Below are 20,064 nucleotides of genomic sequence, written 5' to 3'. Positions count from 1 at the left end.
TGAAAAAAATCTCATCAACTCTATTTGATAGTGTAGATTATGCTGACACTTTTTCATTCTCCTCTATCTTCTGCCTCTCGATTTATACGCCTCATTCTTGGTGAATATGGTGTAAGCACTCAACTGATTGAAGAACATGAATGGGCAAGAAGGCATGAATTCCTCGCATTGAATCCAGCTGGTCATGTCCCTGTTCTTCTTGATGAACATGAAGTTCCATTATCAGGAGCCTTTGTAATCTACGAATATTTAGATGAAACACATGGGAGTTTACGACAAGAGAACAAATTCTTTCCAGCAAACCCTTTAGACCGTGCCGAGGTGCGCCGCCTCAATGACTGGTTTTTAAATAAATTTGAAAATGAAGCAGCACGCCATATTGTACGAGAACGAATCTATAAACGCGAAATGCCGCTAGCCATTGGTGGTGGTGCTCCCAATTCACAAATTTTACGCAATGCGCGCGCCAACATTTTACCACATATGAACTATCTCAATTGGCTCTGTGCATCTCGTGACTGGTTAGTCGGCTCTGCATTATCTTATGCGGATCTAGCAGCCGCAGCATCTGTTTCTGTACTTGATTTTCTGGGGGAGATTGACTGGGAACAATCCCCCGCCGCAAAAGACTGGTATATGAGGATGAAATCGCGACCTTCTTTTCGCTCTCTTTTAACAGATCGCATCCGAGGAATTGTAGCAAGTCCTCATTATGCGGATCTTGACTTCTAAACACATTTCCCGACAAATAGAAGTGATATTAAAGATCTCAGAGAAATATGCCTCTGCACCAACAAAATCTTATGCATTTTTATACGCCATGTAAGGGATTGACTTATAAAGACAGTTCATCATTTTACAATTGGAAATCTTCCAAATACAAGGATATTTTCTTATTTTCGCCCTATCTTATGATGAATCAAAAAATGTTTTCTTACACATTACAAGCAGGATTAGCGTGCAAATAAAAATCATTTCAGAAAGAATTTAAAATGCCTCTTAATGAATTGTTTAAATGCAAAAACTGTGGCAGTATTGAGAGCTGAAAAATAGAATGATGGTGCCAACTTGTAATCCTCCATTCTGCCCAATACATATGAAAAAACGTATTGCGTAACATTCTACATTGTTTACTCTATAATGAAAACAAAAACTCCTTTTATCATGTTATCATGCACTTCTATAAACTAGCAATTTCTTTACACAACTAAAGAAGTAAAATTTTTTCTATAGAGAATAAAGAACCGTTGGAAAGAGAGAGAGAATTTGCCTATACTTAAAAAGTAAAGTTATAAGGAGAAAAATATGCGCCTTACAGTTGTTGGTGCTAATGGAAAAATGGGGCGCGAGCTCATTGCAGCTATCCAAGATAGAAAAGATATAGAGCTTTGTGCTGTGCTTGTGCGCAAAGGATCACCTTTTGTAAACAAAGATGCTGGCACATTGATTGGTTCAAACCCTCTTGGCATTCAGATCACGGATGATCCTGAAAATGCCTTTTCTCATACTGAAGGTATTTTAGATTTTTCACAGCCACAAGCCAGTATTCTCTACGCCAACTATGCTGCTCAAAAAGGTCTTGCCCATATTATTGGCACAACGGGATTTAGCAAAACAGAAGAAGAAAAAATTGCAGATTTTGCGAAATATACAACTATTGTCAAATCCGGCAATATGAGCCTTGGGATAAATTTGTTAGCGAACTTTGTAAAGAGAGCTGCCAAAGCATTAGAACCTGATGATTTTGATATTGAAATTTACGAAATGCATCACGCTAATAAAGTTGATGCCCCTTCAGGAACAGCTCTTCTTCTTGGGAAAGCAGCAGCAGAAGGTCGTGATATTACGCTTAAAAATGTGAGTGTGAGTGAACGCAGTGGCCATATAGGTAAACGCAAAAAAGGCGCAATAGGCTTTGCCTGTTCACGGGGTGGAACGGTTGTTGGCGACCATAGTGTCACTTTTGCCGGCCAAAATGAGCGTATCGTTTTTTCACACACAGCGCAAGAACGCTCTATTTTTGCCAATGGTGCATTAAAAGCAGCTTTATGGGCAAAGAATCACGAAAATGGTCTTTATTCAATGCTTGACGTTTTGGGATTGAACGATGAATTTTAAACAGTCAATGTAATGTAGGAAATTCATAATGGGACGCACACTTGTACTTATCCGTCACGGACAAAGTGAATGGAATCTCAAAAACCTTTTTACCGGTTGGAAAGATCCCGATTTGACAAAAAAAGGTCATGCTGAAGCAATAGCTGCAGGGAAGAAACTTAAAGAAGCTGGTTTAAAATTTGATATTGCTTATACATCTGCCTTACAGCGCGCGCAAAAAACGGCGCAACACATTTTAGAGCAGATGGAACAATCCGATTTACAATTGATAAAAAATCCAGCATTGAATGAGCGAAATTATGGTGATCTTGCTGGTTTAAATAAAGATGAGGTCCGTCACCAATGGGGAGAAGAGCAAGTGCAAATATGGCGCCGCTCTTATACGATTGCTCCCCCTAATGGAGAAAGCCTACGCGATACTGGTGCACGCGTTTGGCCTTACTATCTTTACCATATCCAACCGCATATTTTGCGCTCTAAAACTGTTTTGGTCGCAGCACACGGTAACACTCTTCGTGCTCTTATTATGGCACTTGAAGGTTTAAATGGTGAGGAAATTATCTCTCAAGAATTAGCAACCGGTATTCCTATTATTTATACATTTAATTCTGACTCAACAATTTTATCAAAGACAATCATCACACCTTAAATTTCTAAAAATCGTAGTGGACATAAGCAGTTTAACGCAATAATTTTGAGCTGAAAAATAAATTTTATAATTTTATTGACAGAGCTGTTTCACAAGCTTAGATGAATCTTAAGCCCAGATGGCGGAATTGGTAGACGCGCAGGTTTCAGGTACCTGTGCCGCAAGGCGTGGAGGTTCGAGTCCTCTTTTGGGCACCAAATGTATTTATGTTACATTTCCTTATCGATTTTGTATATCTTTTTAAGGTAAAGAAAGTTGCCAATTTCTATAGAAAATAAAAATGCACAGATATACCCCGTTTTTTAGCCACATCTATTAGTCTATTACTGGCATACAATAGCTTTCTTATCGTAAAGAATTCAATCAAAACGATTAACAACTGTCTATCAATATGTACCTAAGAAGCACTCATTGTTCATCAATATACTTACATACTAAAGCTGACTTATATAAAGCATACCCTTATTACTATTTTTATAAAAATATGCATCCTCTATCATAAAAATGTATTTACAATAATGCTGTTTCGACATAACCCGCCTCTGTCACATTCGTGGCAAATAATGGAAACATAGAAATTAAGGGGGGAAGATCATGGATCATATGGGTTGTAATTAATTAATAAAAAATTCTTTTACCTGAAATTACTTTTCAGGTAAAAGTTAAACCAATGAATAAATGTGGGGGGAAGTGTGGAACAGCAATATATTTTAGGAAAATACACACGTGTTGTTGTCCGTGAGAAGGATGTAATTTTTGGTGCAGGCTCAAAACAATTTATTATCAATGATCGAAAACACTGGGAGAGTTTGGTACTTCTCGCCGCACAATGGATCGAGAAAAAAACGATAGAAGAAGCTTACCATTCGCTATCGTCAACCATGTTAAGAGAAAACTTTAACCGCTCATTTGACTTTCTTTTTTCTAACCATTTTCTTGTTTTGGCTGAAACATCAGAAAATATCTTCAATAATCGGTATTCCAGAAGTCATCTCCACTATCAAAGTTACGGTATGAATCCAAACTCCGTTCAGCACACCCTATCACAAAAAGTGGTCGTCATTTTAGGATGTGGCGGGATTGGTAATCATGTATCAGCAATGCTGGCTACTTCTGGTGTAGGGAAATTAATTCTTATTGATAATGATGTGATTGAGATGACCAACCTTACCAGACAAATTCTCTTTACTGAAGAAGATATAGGGCTTCCGAAAACAACTGTTCTTCGACGTGAATTGATGCGGAGAAACAGCAAAATAGAAGTTCATGAATTACAAATATCGATCACTACGAAAGAAGATATCAAAAAATTACCCACAGCTGATTTATGGATCATTTCTGCTGATACACCTGATCAACTGGTACCATGGATAAATGAATGGTGCGTCCAAAATAAACAAGCCTATATAAATTCCGGCTATGTCAATGATATAGCTGTTTTTGGCCCTTTTTACATACCTGGACAAACTGGCTGCTACGCATGCAGCTCGTCCATAGGAAATCTCCCCCCAAAAAGTGACCACTTAATCTATGAGGCTTGTGCTGCTATCAATAATAACTTTAAAGTCGCCACCTTTCCCCCCGTGAATGCTCTTTCAGCTTCAATGTGCGCCAATGATGCGCTTAAATTTTTGGGTGGTTATGGTGATCTACTTTCCACTAATCGCCGTGTAGGGATATGGAGCAGCAAACTTTTCACAGAAGAGCGTTCCTTAAAAAAGAATCCTCACTGCAAAGTCTGTGGAACAAAACAATGAACAGACCCCGAACACTCGCTGTAACCTATGGATCCTACCACGCAGTACGGATGTTGATCGGTGTTTATCACGCCATTTTTTTGATGTCTATGGGTGTTAGCCTATCCCAATTGGCTCTGCTACAAATCACCTTTTCAGGAACCGTCTTACTTCTTGATTTTCCCTGTGCTGTTTTGGCTGACAAATATCGGCGTAAATACTCGGTCACAGCTGGAGTTTTCATGACTGGGTTGTTTTACATTCTCTGTCTTCAAGCCCCCAATATGACAGCACTTATCATTTCACAGATCTTCTATGCAGCAGGAATTTGCCTTATTGTCAGCGCCATTGACGGATGGATTTACCATTCTTTAGGCAACAAACAGGATCTTTTTTCGCATTATGCGCATCTTTCTCACCAAGTAAATTCCTTCGGAAGCGTTATGAGTGGTATAGTAGGAATTGCAACGATATATTACTCGCAGCAATATTTCATGGGATATATCATCTCGTGCCTGATGATGGGAGTACTTCTCTTTGTATTTCTTATTGTTCCTGAAGAGACGAAATCAAAAAGTGAAGGGACAAAAACAAAAACCATCCTACAAAATGTTAAAGAAACGCTCTGGATATTTCAAAACACCGTGGGAGGAGCATGGTTTGTTTTTCTGATGTGCCTTTTCAGCGCTGGTATTCAGATTATCTATCACTTCTGGCAACCGATAATACTCTCAGGGGGAAAAATAAATCAACTCAATGGCTCACAGATGTTAATATTAATGTGCTGCCATATCGGAGCCTTCTCAGCGCAATATTTTTCTAATTTACTGATGTCTAAATATCACGTCTTTGATAAAAAATATAAGAATTCTGTAAAATATTTTTCCTTTTTTTCTGCCCTTATGTGCATAGCGCTTTATTTTTTCGTCCATAGCAATCAAACCACTGCATCAATCATCGCGTTTTCGTTAATTCATGGTTTCATTTGCACTGTACCGATAGGCGCAAAAAGTTTGTTTTTTTCAGAGCTTACCCAAAAACAAACTCAGCATATTTCCGGTGTTGTTGGCGCTGTATCCTTCAGCGGAAGAATATTTTCAATCGCAGTGTTAAGCGTTATCTCTCTTCTTCCTGCAAAAGTGTCACCTTCTTATTATCTTATATTACCAACCGTGACTTTTTTCATGTGTGGTTTGGTTATCATGAGATGGATGACGCTCTCTCGCAAATCTATATGAGAAGAAAACCATACAATTACCATCTCCAAATGTTTCCTTTTGAAATATATCTTATGCTTTTTTGACCTTCTGCACATCGAAACATTTCAAAACACAACGCAGACATCATGATAAAAATCAATGAAATACATCATAAAGCTATTATTGCTCACCGGAATCGAAGTACCTGAAACAACAGCACATCCAAACAGGTTAATAGGTTTATAAAACGATATGATGATAACTTTGGCATCAGCATATAAATCAAGCCATACTCAATCTCTTCTTATCTTGTGATAACAAAACACTCAAGGCGGTAAAGTTGTATAGTAATTGTGCGTAAGGATCACAAACCACAGCATAGGATACAAAAAGTTTATGAACTGCGAGCATCTATTAAAAACTACAAAATTGTGCTTTTAAAATTACAAAGATATCATCCCCCAAGATTTAGGTAATCTTATTAAGGTTTAGCCTGCATGATTGCTCAAACTGAGTAACATCGTAGCAAAAAACTGTGCAACATCTCTAAAACTCATTCTAATGCTCCCAAAACCCATTTTAATGAAAACCTCGAATTTTGACACTTCACATAAAACTACCCCAAAACAGTTCATACAACAATTCAATAATACAAAGAAACTTTCTGTAGCTACTCAAAATTTTCTGAAAGCATGCAATGTTTTTTAAATGAACAATTGACAAGGAGCTTTTAGAAGATAATCCAATTTTAGAACGTAAAAAAATATCTTTTAACAACAAACAGAGCATCGCTACACAGTAAAAACTGCAAACCGCAAGAGATACACTCTCGAAGCAAAAAGACTACAAAAATGTCGGGATAAGAAAAAATAAATCAAGTAAATAAAAGCACTAAAAATGCCTAGCCTTATTTATGAATCATTGATTTTATTGGTGAATGGCGGAGAGGAAGAGATTCGAACTCTCGAGAGCCTTTTGAGCCCTACTCCCTTAGCAGGGGAGCGCCTTCGACCACTCGGCCACCTCTCCAAGGAAGTGCATAAATGGTATCAACAGAAACTTCAAGACATTTTCGATTTTTTTCAAAAATATCTAAAGTTTTTCCTTTTCAATGATCCAAGATCATAAAAAGTTAACAAAACAAAAATTGTGCCTTTTTTACCACATTGCCTTGAATAGTACATGAATATCCTTCAGAAAGATAATTTCATATTTGTATCTTTAAAAAAGATAAGTATAGCTAGAATTACAAGTATCGCGTATTTTTGCCTTTCATGAGTTGAGCAAATAATATTCCCTAGAAAAGATTAAACTACCTTTCATTGGAGATCCACTATGAATGTTAAATCCCTATTTTTAAGTTCTACAGCAGCTTTCTTAGCAATTTCTGGAGCACAAGCAGCTTCCACAGTGATTCCAGAACCAGAGCCTGTAGAATATATTCGCGTTTGCGATGCATACGGGAAAGGATATTTCTATATCCCCGGAACAGAGACTTGCATGCGTTTATCAGGAAATGTCCGCGCTGATTTTCTAGGTGGTGATAACGTTGATGCAACAACCGACGCTGAATTAGCTACAAAAAGAAAAACCTATGGTGCATCATCACGATTAACCCTTGTTTTTCAAGCCGCTTCTGAAACAGAAATGGGAACACTCCGTTCTTATGCACGAATCTACTCAAGCTGGGGTGATGGTGCTAACAAAGCTGGTGCAACACTATCCGCTGCTTACATTGAACTGGGTGGTTTTCGCGTAGGTCTTGATGATACAATTTTCAACAGTTGGACCGGTGGTTATGGAAACGTTCTAAATGATGACAGCATAGCACCAGCTGGTAACACACGTACCAATTTTATTTCTTACACCTTTAGTGGTGACGCTGGCTTTTCTGCCATTATCGGAGCCGAATTAGGTAACGCCTCAGGCCCTACTACAGAGGGTAAGACATACTACTATATTGATAACAATGATAAAATTGCTGTTGTTCCTAACGATCGTCTCCCAAGTAAAGAAATAAAAAATTACACTCCTAATCTGGTTTTTGGTATAAAATTTATGCAAAAATGGGGGGGCTTTTCAACAGTTGCCGCTTATGATGCTTATTACAAAAAATGGGCTGGTAAAGTACGTGTAGATTTCAATGTCAATGATCGTTTTAACCTATGGGTAATGGCGGGCTATAAAAATAGTGTTGATTACTACGCACATGATCCAAAAGATGAAAACAACGTATTATCACGACAGAACACAACAATCTACGCAAACTGGGGAGGCAAATGGGCTGCTTGGGCTGGTGCAACTTACAAACTCACTCCAAAAGCAGATTTGAACGCTCAAGTTTCTTATAGCGCTGTCAAAACCTTTGCAACTTCTGTGAATATTGCATACACGCTGGTTCCAGGCTTTGTGATCACACCAGAGCTCACTTATGTTTCTTGGAACGATGATCGCTCCTTAAAAAGCATAGACAATGCTACAACACATACACATGCTCTGCATGGGAAAAGTGCTTTACAAGGTATGATTCGCTTCCAGCGCTCATTCTAATCCCTTTGAACTATATTTTTAAAAACTGGCAACATATGTTGCCAGTTTTTAATCTTTAAAGTTCCCTAGGATAACTATAACACTATCTCATGATGTTTTTTTTGCCACTATCTCTGTAAAAAGTTGCTTACTGTTATAAAAACATTCCAAACAAATGAACCTCTCGATGGATGCCTTCACAAGCCTTACACATGTGATTTAAATAAATAATGCAGATTTTTATCACCAGAGAATTTATCATCAAAGCTGTGTAAATATTTTCAAAATAAAACAAAATGAGCAGGATATAGCTTCAATGCATTAGACAATTGATCATAGAAATATTTTTAGTAAAAATGATCATGCTAAAATAAATAACGAAATTATTTACAACTTGAGTATTTGTAAATACGTCAAAAATATCCTCTTAAGAGTAGAAGTGATGTATATTTTTCAAAACCCTGAAAACATTGGCACCTATATTCTTTGCAGTGCGCATGCCATCATTCTATTTACCAGCTCCCAATGTTACAACTGATCTTGCATAGAGACGGCCCATAGGAGGTTACCTCTTTTTAAATGAGGGTGTTTCATAAACGATAAAGAAACGGGTTTTAAAGTTTACCTCTTAAAACTACAGAGCTTTTTTCATGAATAGCTTTATATGTAATTTTTTTCTCACACTGTAAACAAGCCTCTTTTACACAAACCCAATAGGCAAAATAAAAAAACACTGGCCATAGAAAACACACACTATGAGAATTATACGCATTTTAATAAAGATGCACTGAATTAATTCGACGGAAAATACTTATCTACCAAAGCATAAATAATGGCTGCTGTTTCAACATCCAAAATACCATCATAATTTTCTTGACGAAAATGAAGTTGAAATGCTCGTATCAAATCCTTATATCCAATTTCGGTACATGCAACCGAAATATCGTATCCATAACATTTCAGTTTAGCCAAAATATCCTCTTTAGCTGGAAGACCCTTAGAGAACTGTTTTTGATAATGATCTTTTAGTTCATCATCATACCATGCCCCTATACCAGCCATATAAAGTTCTTTCCACGGGAAAGCTGCCCCTGGATCACTCTTCCTTCCAATGGCAATATCACTGTGTCCAACAACATCGACTGGCATGATATCTGGATACCGTTGAAGAATATTCAATGCCAGTTCCTTAACTGCATCAATTTGCGTTGGATTATAAGGAGGAAATACAAAATCTTCATTATTGTAAGTAGTGAGGTTAATTGTCTCAAACTGTAGAGCTGTACCACTCACATGAGTGCCCTCAGCCCATGAACAAACATTAGTCTGTAATTGGCACCCATCTTTATTAACGAGATTTAAAACACGCGCATCCTTTAAAGCTACTTCAACATACGTCTGCTCTACACTATCAGAATGACCAGTAGCTAAATTGACTATTTCAATCCCAATAGAGGTATCATTTATATTACTACGCCCCGCCCATGAACTCACACCCGCATGCCACGCACGCTCGTTTTCATCTACCAGATTAAAGATACGCATATCCTTAAACCCTGCCTCAATATACGTCTGCTCTGATGGATCAGGAACAAGATAGTGGGCACTAACTCTCTCTCCTGTGAGAGCCATAACTGACTCCTTAAAATTTAGGGAGGTATAATGCATGATAAGAAAATGAACACGACGACTAAAGCTCTTGGTAGAACGATAACTGTTATAATCAATCTGATACATAGAAATCCTGCTTTTTCTAGTTCAAAAACACCATCGCACATTACAATAGATATTACACGAAATGCGTGTTGAAAAACATACAACCAGATATCGCCACACAAAAGGCATAAGAACTAATCATCGTGCGATATAAAAACATGAGAAGTGTACTCATGATATCTTTATGTCGATTTATTGGCAGACTCATAAAAAATGCATATTCGCGATTAACTCTTCACTGTGTATTTCCTACAAGACTCGCAAACTTTTTCTGTACAGTCACAAATAATCAAGATCCCTTCTTATTTTTTCATAAAGAAGTTTTCTCTATCTCTCTTCTTAAAAGCATATTCCTCATCTCTAAATCAGCACTTGCAAAAAATCTTTCTTGAACTGAATAAAACAATCTTCAAGAGGTACTGTGGTTTTATCATGGAACAAAAATCCCTTTACAATTCATGTATCCTTATGATTTCTACCAAAACTATATAAATATTTGTTGCAAAAAAGGTAATGGCGAGCTCTAGCCCCAGCAATATCACGAACAAAACCTGAAAGATAATACCGAGATTTTTTCTGTAAAAGCATTTAGAGTAGAATATTTTACCTTTATTAATACCGCTTAGCTATTGTTTGATGTCAAAGGAAACGCTAGTAAATATAAATGATCTAGACTATCAAATAGAGCACTTTCTTTAACCCAAACAACAAAAAAATGATGTGGAGAATATTCCTAAATCCCTAAAGAGTATCATTTGCGTTTCTCCGTTTGCGAATATCTTTTTAAAACTAACCAAGCCGCATATTCCTGTAAGACTACACCTAAAAGCGGACGTGTATAGGGAAAAGTTACACGCTCATCATCATAGCCTTTCATCCGTATAGTTATGGTAGCATGTCCAAGGCTTTCTTCTTGATTTTCTAGTATCTCCAAAGAAGGTGACAAGCTAACCCCAACCTCAAGCTTCGGAACATTTTTTGTACTTTTTTCTGTTGAGTGAAAATATTGTAAAAGGTGCGGATCAGTCGCAAACCAATGAACTTCTGCACGCATTGCCAATTGTTTACTAGCAGTAGTAACTTCTGCACCAACCAAATATGGGCGAAAATAACTTTCAAATTCTTCGATTAAATGCGGTGCCAAAGGCGCTTCTGATTGACCAACCAGTTGTACCAAAACATAAGGGCTTTTCCATAAAAAATGCCGTTCAAATGGCTCATTTTCAAGATGACAATCAACCCACTGCGCAATTGTACTTTCATCAATTCCAATCAAAGTCCATGCATATTGAGCACGCGATACAGAAGAATATTTCTTCTCATTGTGTTCTAAATAATTCTCTAAAAGCGCAAGAGCCTGTGATGGCGGCCCAGGCAAAACAACAAGCGTACTTCCAAAACAAGAGAGATAAAACCCTGGTGCTGTACCAGTAGGATTGTCAAGCACGGTTGCTGTTTCTGGAAACAACGCTTGACGCGCATTGCTGGCATCAGGCGCAATACCTAACCGTTGTAATTGACCTTTTATCGTTTGCCAAACAGCTTCATGATGAACCAAAGGCTGCTGTACAGCTTGAGCAACCGCATCACGTGTTTTATCATCTGATGTTGGTCCCAATCCCCCACTGATAATGATAAGATCTTCTTGTCCAAGACAAGCAATCACTGTCTCACTTATTTGCTGTAATTGATCAGCACAAACAAAATGCTGTGTTACTTGGATATTTCTCCTATTTAAGCTCTGACTTAAATCCTGCAAATTCGTATTCAAATATTGTCCTGAAAGGAGTTCATCACCCACCGTAATAATTGCTGCACGACAAACAGAGACAGACTTCACAAGAGAATTAAGAACAGCTTCAGCCATTTGACGTGTAGAGGCTACGCCTCCCAAATCATAAGTGACAGTTTTTCCAATGCGAATAACCTGATCAACACTCTCAGATAATTGTTTTGCTTCTTCCTGAAAACCTAAATACTCTAAAAGTAAAGCCGTAGTATAAAGCATGGCAGAAGGATTTGCTTTATTTTGTCCAGCAATGCGCGGTGCACTCCCATGAACGGGTTCAAAATAAGCAATTTTGCTGCCCACATTTGCGCTAGACGCAAGCCCCAATCCCCCCATCACTCCAGCAGCAAGGTCAGAGAGAATATCGCCAAACATGTTTTCAGCAACAATCACACCAAACTGCTCTGGTTTTGTTGCAATCCACAAAGCGACCGCATCAACATTATGAATATCTGCTTCGATTTCTGGATAATATTGCGCGATTTTCTCAAAAATTTCCTGAGCAAATTGTCCACTTTCCCGCATAACATTTGGTTTATCAGCAAAAGTAACCCGCTTAAATCCGTGTTTGCGTGCATAAGAAAAAGCGTATTCAAATAACCGCTCTAAACCAAAGCGTGTTTGCAAACGGACCGTCCACGCAGCCTCCTCAAGACCGTATTTTTCTAAATTGGGGTGTTTTAACCAGGCGGCTGTTTCAGGAGTTATTCCACGAAAATCTAATCCCGCATAAAGACCTTCACTATTCTCTCTGATAACACAAAACTGAAAAGGCTTTCTCGGACCAAAAATGTATCTGATAGGGCGTATATTCGCAAACAAACCTAACTTTTGACGAAGTTGAATAACAGGAGAAACATAGGCAAGTTTTTTCTCTTTTAAATGCGGTGCAAGTTCTTTTAAAGCCGCTTCTTTTCCTTTACTGGTCACAGCTCCAAGTAAAACAGCGTCACTCTCAGTGATTTTTTGCCAAGTAGCTTGAGGAACAGGATCTCCTTCCTGTTTCCAACATTCCCAACCAATATCGCCATAAGTAAACTCGATCGGCAATTGAAATTGCTCCAAGACCATCAGCGCAGCATCACAGACCTCAAGCCCCACCCCATCACCAGGTAATACAAGAATTTTCTTTTTCATAATCTATCAATCCATTCATCAATGACTGCATTCGTCATAGTAGGATTATCCTCCCACAAACGCGTACCAGCACCAGAGATAATCTTATATTCATGATGCATACAATGACTTCTCGTTTGATTATCTACGGTTGCAAGTTGTGAGTTTTCACCTACCAAAGCTAAAAACCTTCCAGTGTATTTAATAATCTCATCCCTAGCATCCATTCCCAACAAGAATTTAAATCCTCTCGTCATACGTTCAATTGCCAAATTCTTTTGCTCATCAGGAATCTCCAATAAGACTCTTTTTTTCATGACCTCACGAGGACACATAAAAACATTAAGTGTTTCTAGAGCTGCCGACAGATCACCATTTTCCAATAAAGTAAGAACAGATCCAAGTCGTTGTTGCAAAGTCTTATCTGGATAGCCTGGAGCATTCACAGCGAGCACAGCCCGAACATTTGGAAGTCGAGCGGCTAATATTTGTACTAACATTCCAGCCATAGAAAACCCCACGAACACTGAGGATTCCTTAAAATATTTTTCAAGTTTCTCTGTAATAACAGACAAAATTCCTATGGGAGAGTTATGAGAAAAAAAAGAATTATTAGGGAAAAGGGACAGTGTATCAAGTAGAGTAATTTGGAATCCTTTTGCTAAACATAGCTTTGTAAACGAGGAACAAAAAACGCCACGATCCCAAATTGGCATCACAGGAGAAAGAATAACAATATGAAGTCCCATTATCTACACCCCACCCCTCTTGTTTCAAAACATGAACTGTAGCAGAAACTTCCCTACTGACTATAACGCATAAAATATAGACATGGCAAAACTTTCCCGCGTATAAGCTTATCACCTGTAATAATCACCGAAATAACTGATTGTATCAGCTATAAACTAAGCCACAATAAACTTTAAGCATGCTCGAGAAAATGAGCATCATTAAAATTCACTCTCAGGGTCTGTCATTTCCGTCTAAGCAAAATAACATCACAACGTTTTTGCACGATCTTTTTTATCACTTCACTCAATCTATTTCCAAATGCATAAAATCATGCGCTTTTCGAATATAAATTATAAACCCTAATAGACAACATACAGCCAATGAGATCGCCATCACCCGTGGACTGTGCCCAGAGATCTTTCCAATAACCGCAGCACTTAGTGCAGCACTTCCTAATTGTAAGGCTCCCATAACACCAGAAGCTGTCCCAGCAGCTTGCGGATGCGATGAAATCGCCAACGCTGTTCCTAACGGCAATAAAAAACCATTACCAAAAGTAAGAACAGCGATAGCTACAAAACTCGTCACAAGTGGCCATGGACTTAGATACATTTGCAGAGCAAAGAGCATTCCTCCTATAACAAAAATAATATACCCGCGCCATACAGTTCTTTCCATAGACTCTCGCTTAAAAAGCCATCGCGCCACGAGATTTCCCAAAATATAGGGTAATGAGACACCAATATAACTATAACCAATATATATCGGTGACAAACCTAAAGTTGTGAGTAAAAAAGGCGATTCCACAATATACGCAAAATATGCCGCATAAGAAAAACACGGAATAAGTGCATAAAAAATAAATTGTTTATTTTTAAGCACCGCGAAACACCCCTTGATAAATCCCACAGGTGAAAAACGCTGACGCCTTTGAAGAGGTAATGTCTCCGTTAGTACAAAATAACAGAGCAAAATGGTAAAGAATATAAAAAGACTTAAAAAGATAAAAGTAGCATGCCAATTGAAAGCTTGTAACAACAGCCCCCCAATTAAAGGTGCAAGCGCTGGTGACATCCCAATAAAGGGGAAAACAATCAAATAAAGCTTTCCTGCTGCCTTTTTATCTAACAAATCATTGATAATAGCACGACTTAAAACAATCCCTGCACAAGCTCCAAGACCTTGTAAGAAACGTAACGCAAGAAAAACGTGAATATTATCCGTATAAAGCACACTGAGAGTGGTAAACAACCACAAAAATAAGCCAAATAGAAGTGTTTTTTTACGCCCAAAATTATCACTTAGTGGTCCATAAATAAGCTGCCCAAGTGCCAATGCAAACAAAAAAATTGCTACCGCACTCTGAATCTGGGATTCTGTTACTTGGTAGTATTGGCGCATCTCTCCAAGTGCCGGCAGAAAAATGTCTGTAGAAATCAGACCTCCTGTCGATAAACATACGATAAGTATAATGAATGATAATGTATATTTATGTTGCATAAAAAAGGCACACTTTGTAATTTAAAAAATGAATATTACTTACTATAATAAATGCTATATTATTTGTTATATAAATATAATTCTATTTTTTATTTATTAACAGAAATATATAAATGCTTTATTATAAAGTTTTTATTTTCTTTAAGAGTATTTATCTCTCATAAAACACACTTTCTCAATCAACTAGCACGAGACTAAAGTTTCTTAAGAAGACGTTTTATCATCGTTTTGGTATGATAATCAGCGCATGATTATCAGCATTTGTTTTGGGTATTTCCCTTCCATTTTTGGCGCACATTTATCCATTTTGGAACATAATGGTTCAGGAAGCATTGTATCTCCAGCATTATTCAAGGAGATAAACACATGGAAACCCGCATTCCTGAAGACACACCATTCGATACTCATTTTCTAGGGGAAACATCCCTAGAGAAAGAATATTCCTTTTTCTACACACCCATTTCATGGTCAGCAATCTTTGCTGGACTGGTGACAGCTTTCGCCACATCTATCTGCCTCTCTTTTCTAGTTGCAGCGTTAGGCTTAAGCCAAATGGATTTCACCTCCTCAACCCCATTTGAGGGTTCTTTTCTCTCCTTTGGCATTGGTTCTCTTATCGTTATGCTGATAAGCCTTGCTTTGGGAGGTTTTGTTGCTGGGCGTTTTGCAGAATCCTCAGGAAGCCTTCATGGTTTTCTCACCTGGGCTCTGTTAACACTTCTGATGACCCTTCAAGCCATCCACGTAGTTTCAAGTACAGCAAAAATAGGGACTAAAGCTGCCTTAGAAAACAGCTCCATGGTCCAACAAACCGTAGACAACTTCAAAACAAATCTTTCTCCCCTTCTTTCAAAATTAAATGGCGAAAGTCTTGAAAAGTTTTTTGCAAAAAACAGTGACAATGGCGTTGATTTTGATCAGCTTGGTAGTGAATTGCGCACCCTTCTTAATAAAAGCGACATTCCTGCCCTCAACCCTGAGCGCTTAAAACAAACCTATCAGGCAGCCCTCAACGATATTGGCTCTGCAATAACAGCTTTTAAAAATGATCCTTCTGACTATCGCACCACTTTAAAAAATCTTGGTGAGCGCCTATCTGATCGTGTAGAAGCCATTACAGCAAAGCTTGATCGAAGTGATATCATCAATGGTCTTATGAACAATGGCATGTCACGTGCAGATGCGCAAAAAACCGCCAACCGTGCTGTTCAACTCTATCAAACAGCAGAAACAAAAACCGAGGACGCACTCAAAGCCCTTGAAGAACAAGCAGAAACACTCTCGGACAATCTTGAGGATGCCATAGAGGGAGCAAAAAACACTGCGACTAAAGTCACCAAAACAGCATCACATATGGGCTGGTGGGGCTTTTTAGGAAGCTTGATTGGTGCCATAATTTCCAGTGTGTGTGGCTATTATGGTTACAGAAGCCGTAAGGATACTTTTATGCTTTAAAAACTTTTGCCTTATAATGCATAAAACAAATAAAAAGCTGTACAGACCGTACAGCTTTTTTTGTAACTTTTTTTGCCTGCTCTTTTGTATCATTGAATTTCATATCGTAAACTTCACTCCCTCACTCCCCTCATGTCTCATGAGCCCCCTTGCTTAAAACAAAAGAACGACTCATCACCGCAAAGAGACATTACACTAATTTTCAAGATAGCTCTTATTGAGAGAGCTTCCTTTCTCAACTCTCATCAGGAAAAAAGTAGACAGAGCGAAATTGCATGATATACATACAACACAGCGCAGAAGGAAATTTTAAAAGCCGTAAAAGCCTTGGCATCTTGGGGGGCGTTGTGACAAAGAAGGAATCCATGATTTTCACCCAAATGGGACTTTTCCTTGTTTTGGGCTTTAGCAGCTTTGCCGATGAAACAGCACAAGTTACATTTGCTCTCCACTTAGCAGAAAGCACAGCCTCTATTTCAATGCTCCTTTTTGCTGGGCTTATGGGTGCAATTTGTGCCGGACCAATTGCACCACGCCTCTTACATCGCTTCCAACCAGCGCGAACAGTACCCATTGTTTTATTGTTGGAAGTACTCTTTATAGCCACAGCTGCAATCGCCAACCAATTTTGGGTTTATATTGCACTTTCTTTCGCACTAGGTTGTGCTGGTTCACTCTTTTGGTCCGCAATCCTCGTTTCCGTCCCAGAATTTGCAACCAATGATCAGCAACTAGACCGTATAAACCGCATTATCCAAACAGTCCGTAATCTTGGTTACATTGCTGGACCACTGCTAGGGGGTGTATTGTATGGAATATCAAATGGGCAAAAAGGATTGTTTGTGCTGTCAATCATGGTTCTTTGTGCAACCTTTATCACTCTCTTCTGTTTTAAAAGTTTAAAAATTCATACACAAATGACAAACACAGCAAAGCAAAGCAAAAAAGGGCTAGATTTAACGGGTCTCTTGCGTAAAAAAAATGTTGTCTATGCTCTTGCTCCCCTCATCATCACTATTGTCCTTACCAATGGAAAGAAAAATCTCCCTTTTTCATGATAGGAATTGGTTTGGTAATATCAAGCTTCGGGTTATTATGCTTCGGCTATAATATAAGCATGGATGGGCTGGGATTCTTGCTAAGAGGCATAGGGCTTGGTATCGCCACCATTGTCTGCTTGTCTGCCCCCATCCAACATGTCAATAGTTTATACGTCAAAGACACGGCAGTTATCACACGCATATTACAGCAAATAGGTGGAGCCTTAGGGGGTGTATTCGCAGGCTTTCTGTTACATTTATTGACGGAGGAACACCTTTCCCTCAATCAAACATATATCATATTCTTCATATTCTCTATCTGTGCATTTTTACTGTTTTGCCTCGCACTCTCCATATCGCGTAAAGAGAATAATTCCGATTTATGATATACTTCGTTTGAACGCCTTATCAATAACATTGGCAAATGCTATAGCATTTTCCCCTGTTGAGAAATATCAACACGCTGGGGCTTTGCGCCCCAACCTTTATCATTCTACAAAAGTACACTGAACCATCAAGCTCCTTAAGCTCTAAAATTAGGCATACTCAATCACTTGTGGTATTTGTAATTTTTGATACCTTTGTGCTCTTAGAAACCTCTAAAAAACCTCTTGAAATATGGGATTTTCCGATGGTGTTCTTTGCAAGTATCCACGAAATTAAGCCTCGCGTTTCCATGCAGAATAGTCTCATAAACGCACTAACAGACACCCCTACAGCACCCAGCATAGAATATGGCATCCCAAGCAAGCACCCCAAATGCTGACCATCTTCTGCCACGCACCGCGATGTAAAAATAGCACCGTGCTGCAAACTTGGTGATGTTATTCACCCCATTTCAAACTCATTGAACCGCTATGATTTCATCATGGCAACAGGTTTGAAGATGAAGCGACAAAAACATCTAGTAAAGCAGTATTTTCTCTCCATTTCATTGTTAACTGTAATAACAAATCTCTCCCTCTTTAATGGGAAAAAACCTTCCTACTTGAGAAGAAAGTTTTTAAAATATTGATACACTATGAGATACAGAAGACCATCTCTAAGACTGTTTTTTACTTTTACAGTGTGCTTTTAAATTTTCCTAAGATTTTCCCACCTTTAAATTTTCCTTATAAAATTTACAGTAAAAGAAACTTTTCAGAACCCTTTTACACATAACTTCATTGCTAAAAATTCCCTTACAGGCACGATAACCGATATCCCCATCTACCAAGTACGGGAGACTAACAGCGGATATACAGTAAGCTTGAAGAAATAAACGAAATTGGTAAACCGATCCCCTGCCCACTCATTACTCTCTACCGGTTATGCGAATAAATAAAGAGTCCCATTTACTCTTTCTAACAAGCAAAGAACACACGCATCATGAGATACATAGCCATTGTTGAAATTCTTGTCATAAAGCCTTCCTTTCAGAAATTATGCGCATTGCCTGCTTTCTTCTCTCCAATAAACAATCTGCCAATAAAGAATGTTATTGCAGTTGCTATAATACAAAATTATACTTCTGTTCTCATTCTATATTTTTCGAATTATCACACATTATCCACCCCCTCTTCACTGTTATAACAATGAAAGGAGAAAAAATTTAAAACACAATATGGCATTTCTCTTTCACAAACCTTATATAAACCACAAAATTGTTGCGCGACTTTCTATGCAAGGCCAGGCAATAAAATCATATTCTAAAAACCACTCCACACATCACTTTTTGATATTATAAAGCCATAAAATGCAATTATCATCCCTGCAAAAAATCTCTCAGAAAAACAAAATCCCTCCTGCAATCATTGGACTTCTCCCTCCAATGTTTGCGTACCATTATACGCATAACGAGTTAGATGACTTGTTTATTGCATCATTTGCTCCTCCTGAGATTCCAGTAGGTTCAAAACCCGAAAAAGTTAAAGCATGGCTACGTGCAATCAATATGGAATGCGAAGAACCGCTTGAAGTCCTTGGTAACTTGCTTGGGAATTTTTTGGAAAAAGAATATTATAACCCAAATCCAAGCGGATTCAATCCAACATTAGATGAAAAAGTTTTACAGTTACAAAAAGATAAACGTACAGTTTTAGAAAAGTTAAAGGAGTATGACTTGGAATATCAGCGTGGAGGGCATATTATCAAGAATGAGTTGAACTCCACACAAGAATTGCAAAAAGCAGGTCTCCTCTCTACAGAAGAGCTACAAAAACTTATTGCAGGGAAAAAACTCTCAGCAGTAGAAATCGAAATAAAAAGGGCATTAGAAAATATAGAAAAAGATCCAAGGGAGGCGGTTTTATTTGCAGCAAATCTATTGGAAGCCTCTTGCAAAGCTTATCTCGACCACCATTCTATCCCATATGAAGAAAACTCCCGTAATAAGCTGTCCGCTTTATGGAAACAAGTCGTTGCTAAGGCTAAAATCCATCCCGACGATATGAAGCAAGAAAACTTAAAAAATCAAGATCTAGATGAAAATGGCTTAAAAATGATC

12 protein-coding genes, 2 tRNA genes and 2 pseudogenes (1 of these 16 running past the window's edge) are annotated in these 20,064 nt (G+C 38.2%); 11 read left to right on the top strand and 5 right to left on the bottom strand.

The features are described 5' to 3' along the window. The first annotated feature begins 39 nt into the window (after positions 1–39). The 6 genes from LBE40_RS01130 (at position 40) to LBE40_RS01105 (ending at position 5,741) form a co-directional block, all read left to right on the top strand. Positions 40–732: a glutathione S-transferase family protein gene (locus tag LBE40_RS01130; protein ID WP_004859723.1), complete on the top strand. Its 693-nt coding sequence runs from the start codon at positions 40–42 to the stop codon at positions 730–732. 573 nt (positions 733–1,305) lie between these two features. Next, entirely contained in the window at positions 1,306–2,118 is an 813-nt protein-coding gene (gene dapB / locus LBE40_RS01125) for a 4-hydroxy-tetrahydrodipicolinate reductase (RefSeq protein WP_004859725.1), read from the top strand. A 28-nt stretch (positions 2,119–2,146) separates the two neighbouring features. Next, on the top strand, positions 2,147–2,767 hold the full coding sequence (locus LBE40_RS01120; protein WP_004859727.1) for a 2,3-bisphosphoglycerate-dependent phosphoglycerate mutase: 621 nt from the start codon (positions 2,147–2,149) through the stop codon (positions 2,765–2,767). A 112-nt stretch (positions 2,768–2,879) separates the two neighbouring features. Next, positions 2,880–2,964: transfer RNA gene (locus tag LBE40_RS01115), tRNA-Leu, on the top strand. Positions 2,965–3,459: 495 nt separating this feature from the next. Then, entirely contained in the window at positions 3,460–4,524 is a 1,065-nt protein-coding gene (locus LBE40_RS01110; RefSeq protein WP_004859729.1) for a HesA/MoeB/ThiF family protein, read from the top strand. Continuing rightward, positions 4,521–5,741, top strand: coding sequence for an MFS transporter (locus LBE40_RS01105; RefSeq protein ID WP_004859731.1), 1,221 nt, complete (start codon positions 4,521–4,523; stop codon positions 5,739–5,741). The genes LBE40_RS01110 and LBE40_RS01105 overlap by 4 nt, the downstream gene beginning before the upstream one ends. A gap of 899 nt (positions 5,742–6,640) precedes the next feature. Here LBE40_RS01105 and LBE40_RS01100 read toward each other — a convergent pair. Beyond that, positions 6,641–6,731: transfer RNA gene (locus LBE40_RS01100), tRNA-Ser, on the bottom strand. 306 nt (positions 6,732–7,037) lie between these two features. Here LBE40_RS01100 and LBE40_RS01095 point away from each other — a divergent pair. Next, positions 7,038–8,252: a porin gene (locus LBE40_RS01095; RefSeq protein WP_004859732.1), complete on the top strand. Its 1,215-nt coding sequence runs from the start codon at positions 7,038–7,040 to the stop codon at positions 8,250–8,252. A 771-nt stretch (positions 8,253–9,023) separates the two neighbouring features. Here the strand turns inward: LBE40_RS01095 and LBE40_RS01090 are convergent. The 4 genes from LBE40_RS01090 to LBE40_RS01075 form a co-directional block, all read right to left on the bottom strand. Beyond that, positions 9,024–9,968, bottom strand: coding sequence for an N-acetylmuramoyl-L-alanine amidase (locus tag LBE40_RS01090; RefSeq protein WP_004859735.1), 945 nt, complete (start codon positions 9,966–9,968; stop codon positions 9,024–9,026). Between the two features lie 730 nt (positions 9,969–10,698). Beyond that, complete coding sequence (locus LBE40_RS01085; protein WP_004859736.1) at positions 10,699–12,873, bottom strand: isocitrate/isopropylmalate dehydrogenase family protein; 2,175 nt, start codon at positions 12,871–12,873, stop codon at positions 10,699–10,701. Beyond that, the gene (locus LBE40_RS01080; protein WP_004859738.1) at positions 12,870–13,601 is read right to left on the bottom strand and encodes an alpha/beta fold hydrolase; all 732 of its coding nucleotides are present in this window, start codon (positions 13,599–13,601) and stop codon (positions 12,870–12,872) included. Before LBE40_RS01080 ends, LBE40_RS01085 begins: the two co-directional genes overlap by 4 nt. A 286-nt stretch (positions 13,602–13,887) precedes the next feature. Continuing rightward, positions 13,888–15,084 carry a multidrug effflux MFS transporter gene (locus LBE40_RS01075; RefSeq protein ID WP_004859740.1) on the bottom strand — a complete coding sequence of 399 codons (1,197 nt, stop codon included), beginning with the start codon at positions 15,082–15,084 and terminating at the stop codon, positions 13,888–13,890. Between the two features lie 366 nt (positions 15,085–15,450). Here LBE40_RS01075 and LBE40_RS01070 point away from each other — a divergent pair, with 366 nt between their 5' ends. The 4 genes and pseudogenes from LBE40_RS01070 to LBE40_RS01060 all read left to right on the top strand — a co-directional run. After that, the gene (locus tag LBE40_RS01070) at positions 15,451–16,539 is read left to right on the top strand and encodes a DUF3792 family protein (protein WP_004859742.1); all 1,089 of its coding nucleotides are present in this window, start codon (positions 15,451–15,453) and stop codon (positions 16,537–16,539) included. A 347-nt stretch (positions 16,540–16,886) separates the two neighbouring features. Continuing rightward, positions 16,887–17,570, top strand: a pseudogene (locus tag LBE40_RS01065) (MFS transporter); the annotation flags it as partial. After that, positions 17,567–17,965 (top strand): annotated as a pseudogene (locus LBE40_RS08450) (MFS transporter); the annotation flags it as partial. The pseudogenes LBE40_RS01065 and LBE40_RS08450, both read left to right, overlap by 4 nt. Positions 17,966–19,314: 1,349 nt before the next feature. Next, positions 19,315–20,064, top strand: the 5' portion of a protein-coding gene (locus tag LBE40_RS01060) for an abortive infection family protein (protein WP_040296943.1). Its footprint extends 183 nt past the window's final position; 750 of the gene's 933 nt are visible here — the first part of the coding sequence; the start codon lies at positions 19,315–19,317; the stop codon falls past the right edge of the window.

Source organism: Bartonella taylorii (assembly GCF_023920105.1).
GTDB classification, from domain to species: Bacteria; Pseudomonadota; Alphaproteobacteria; order Rhizobiales; family Rhizobiaceae; genus Bartonella; species Bartonella taylorii.
This window is presented reverse-complemented; position numbering and strand designations above follow the sequence as displayed.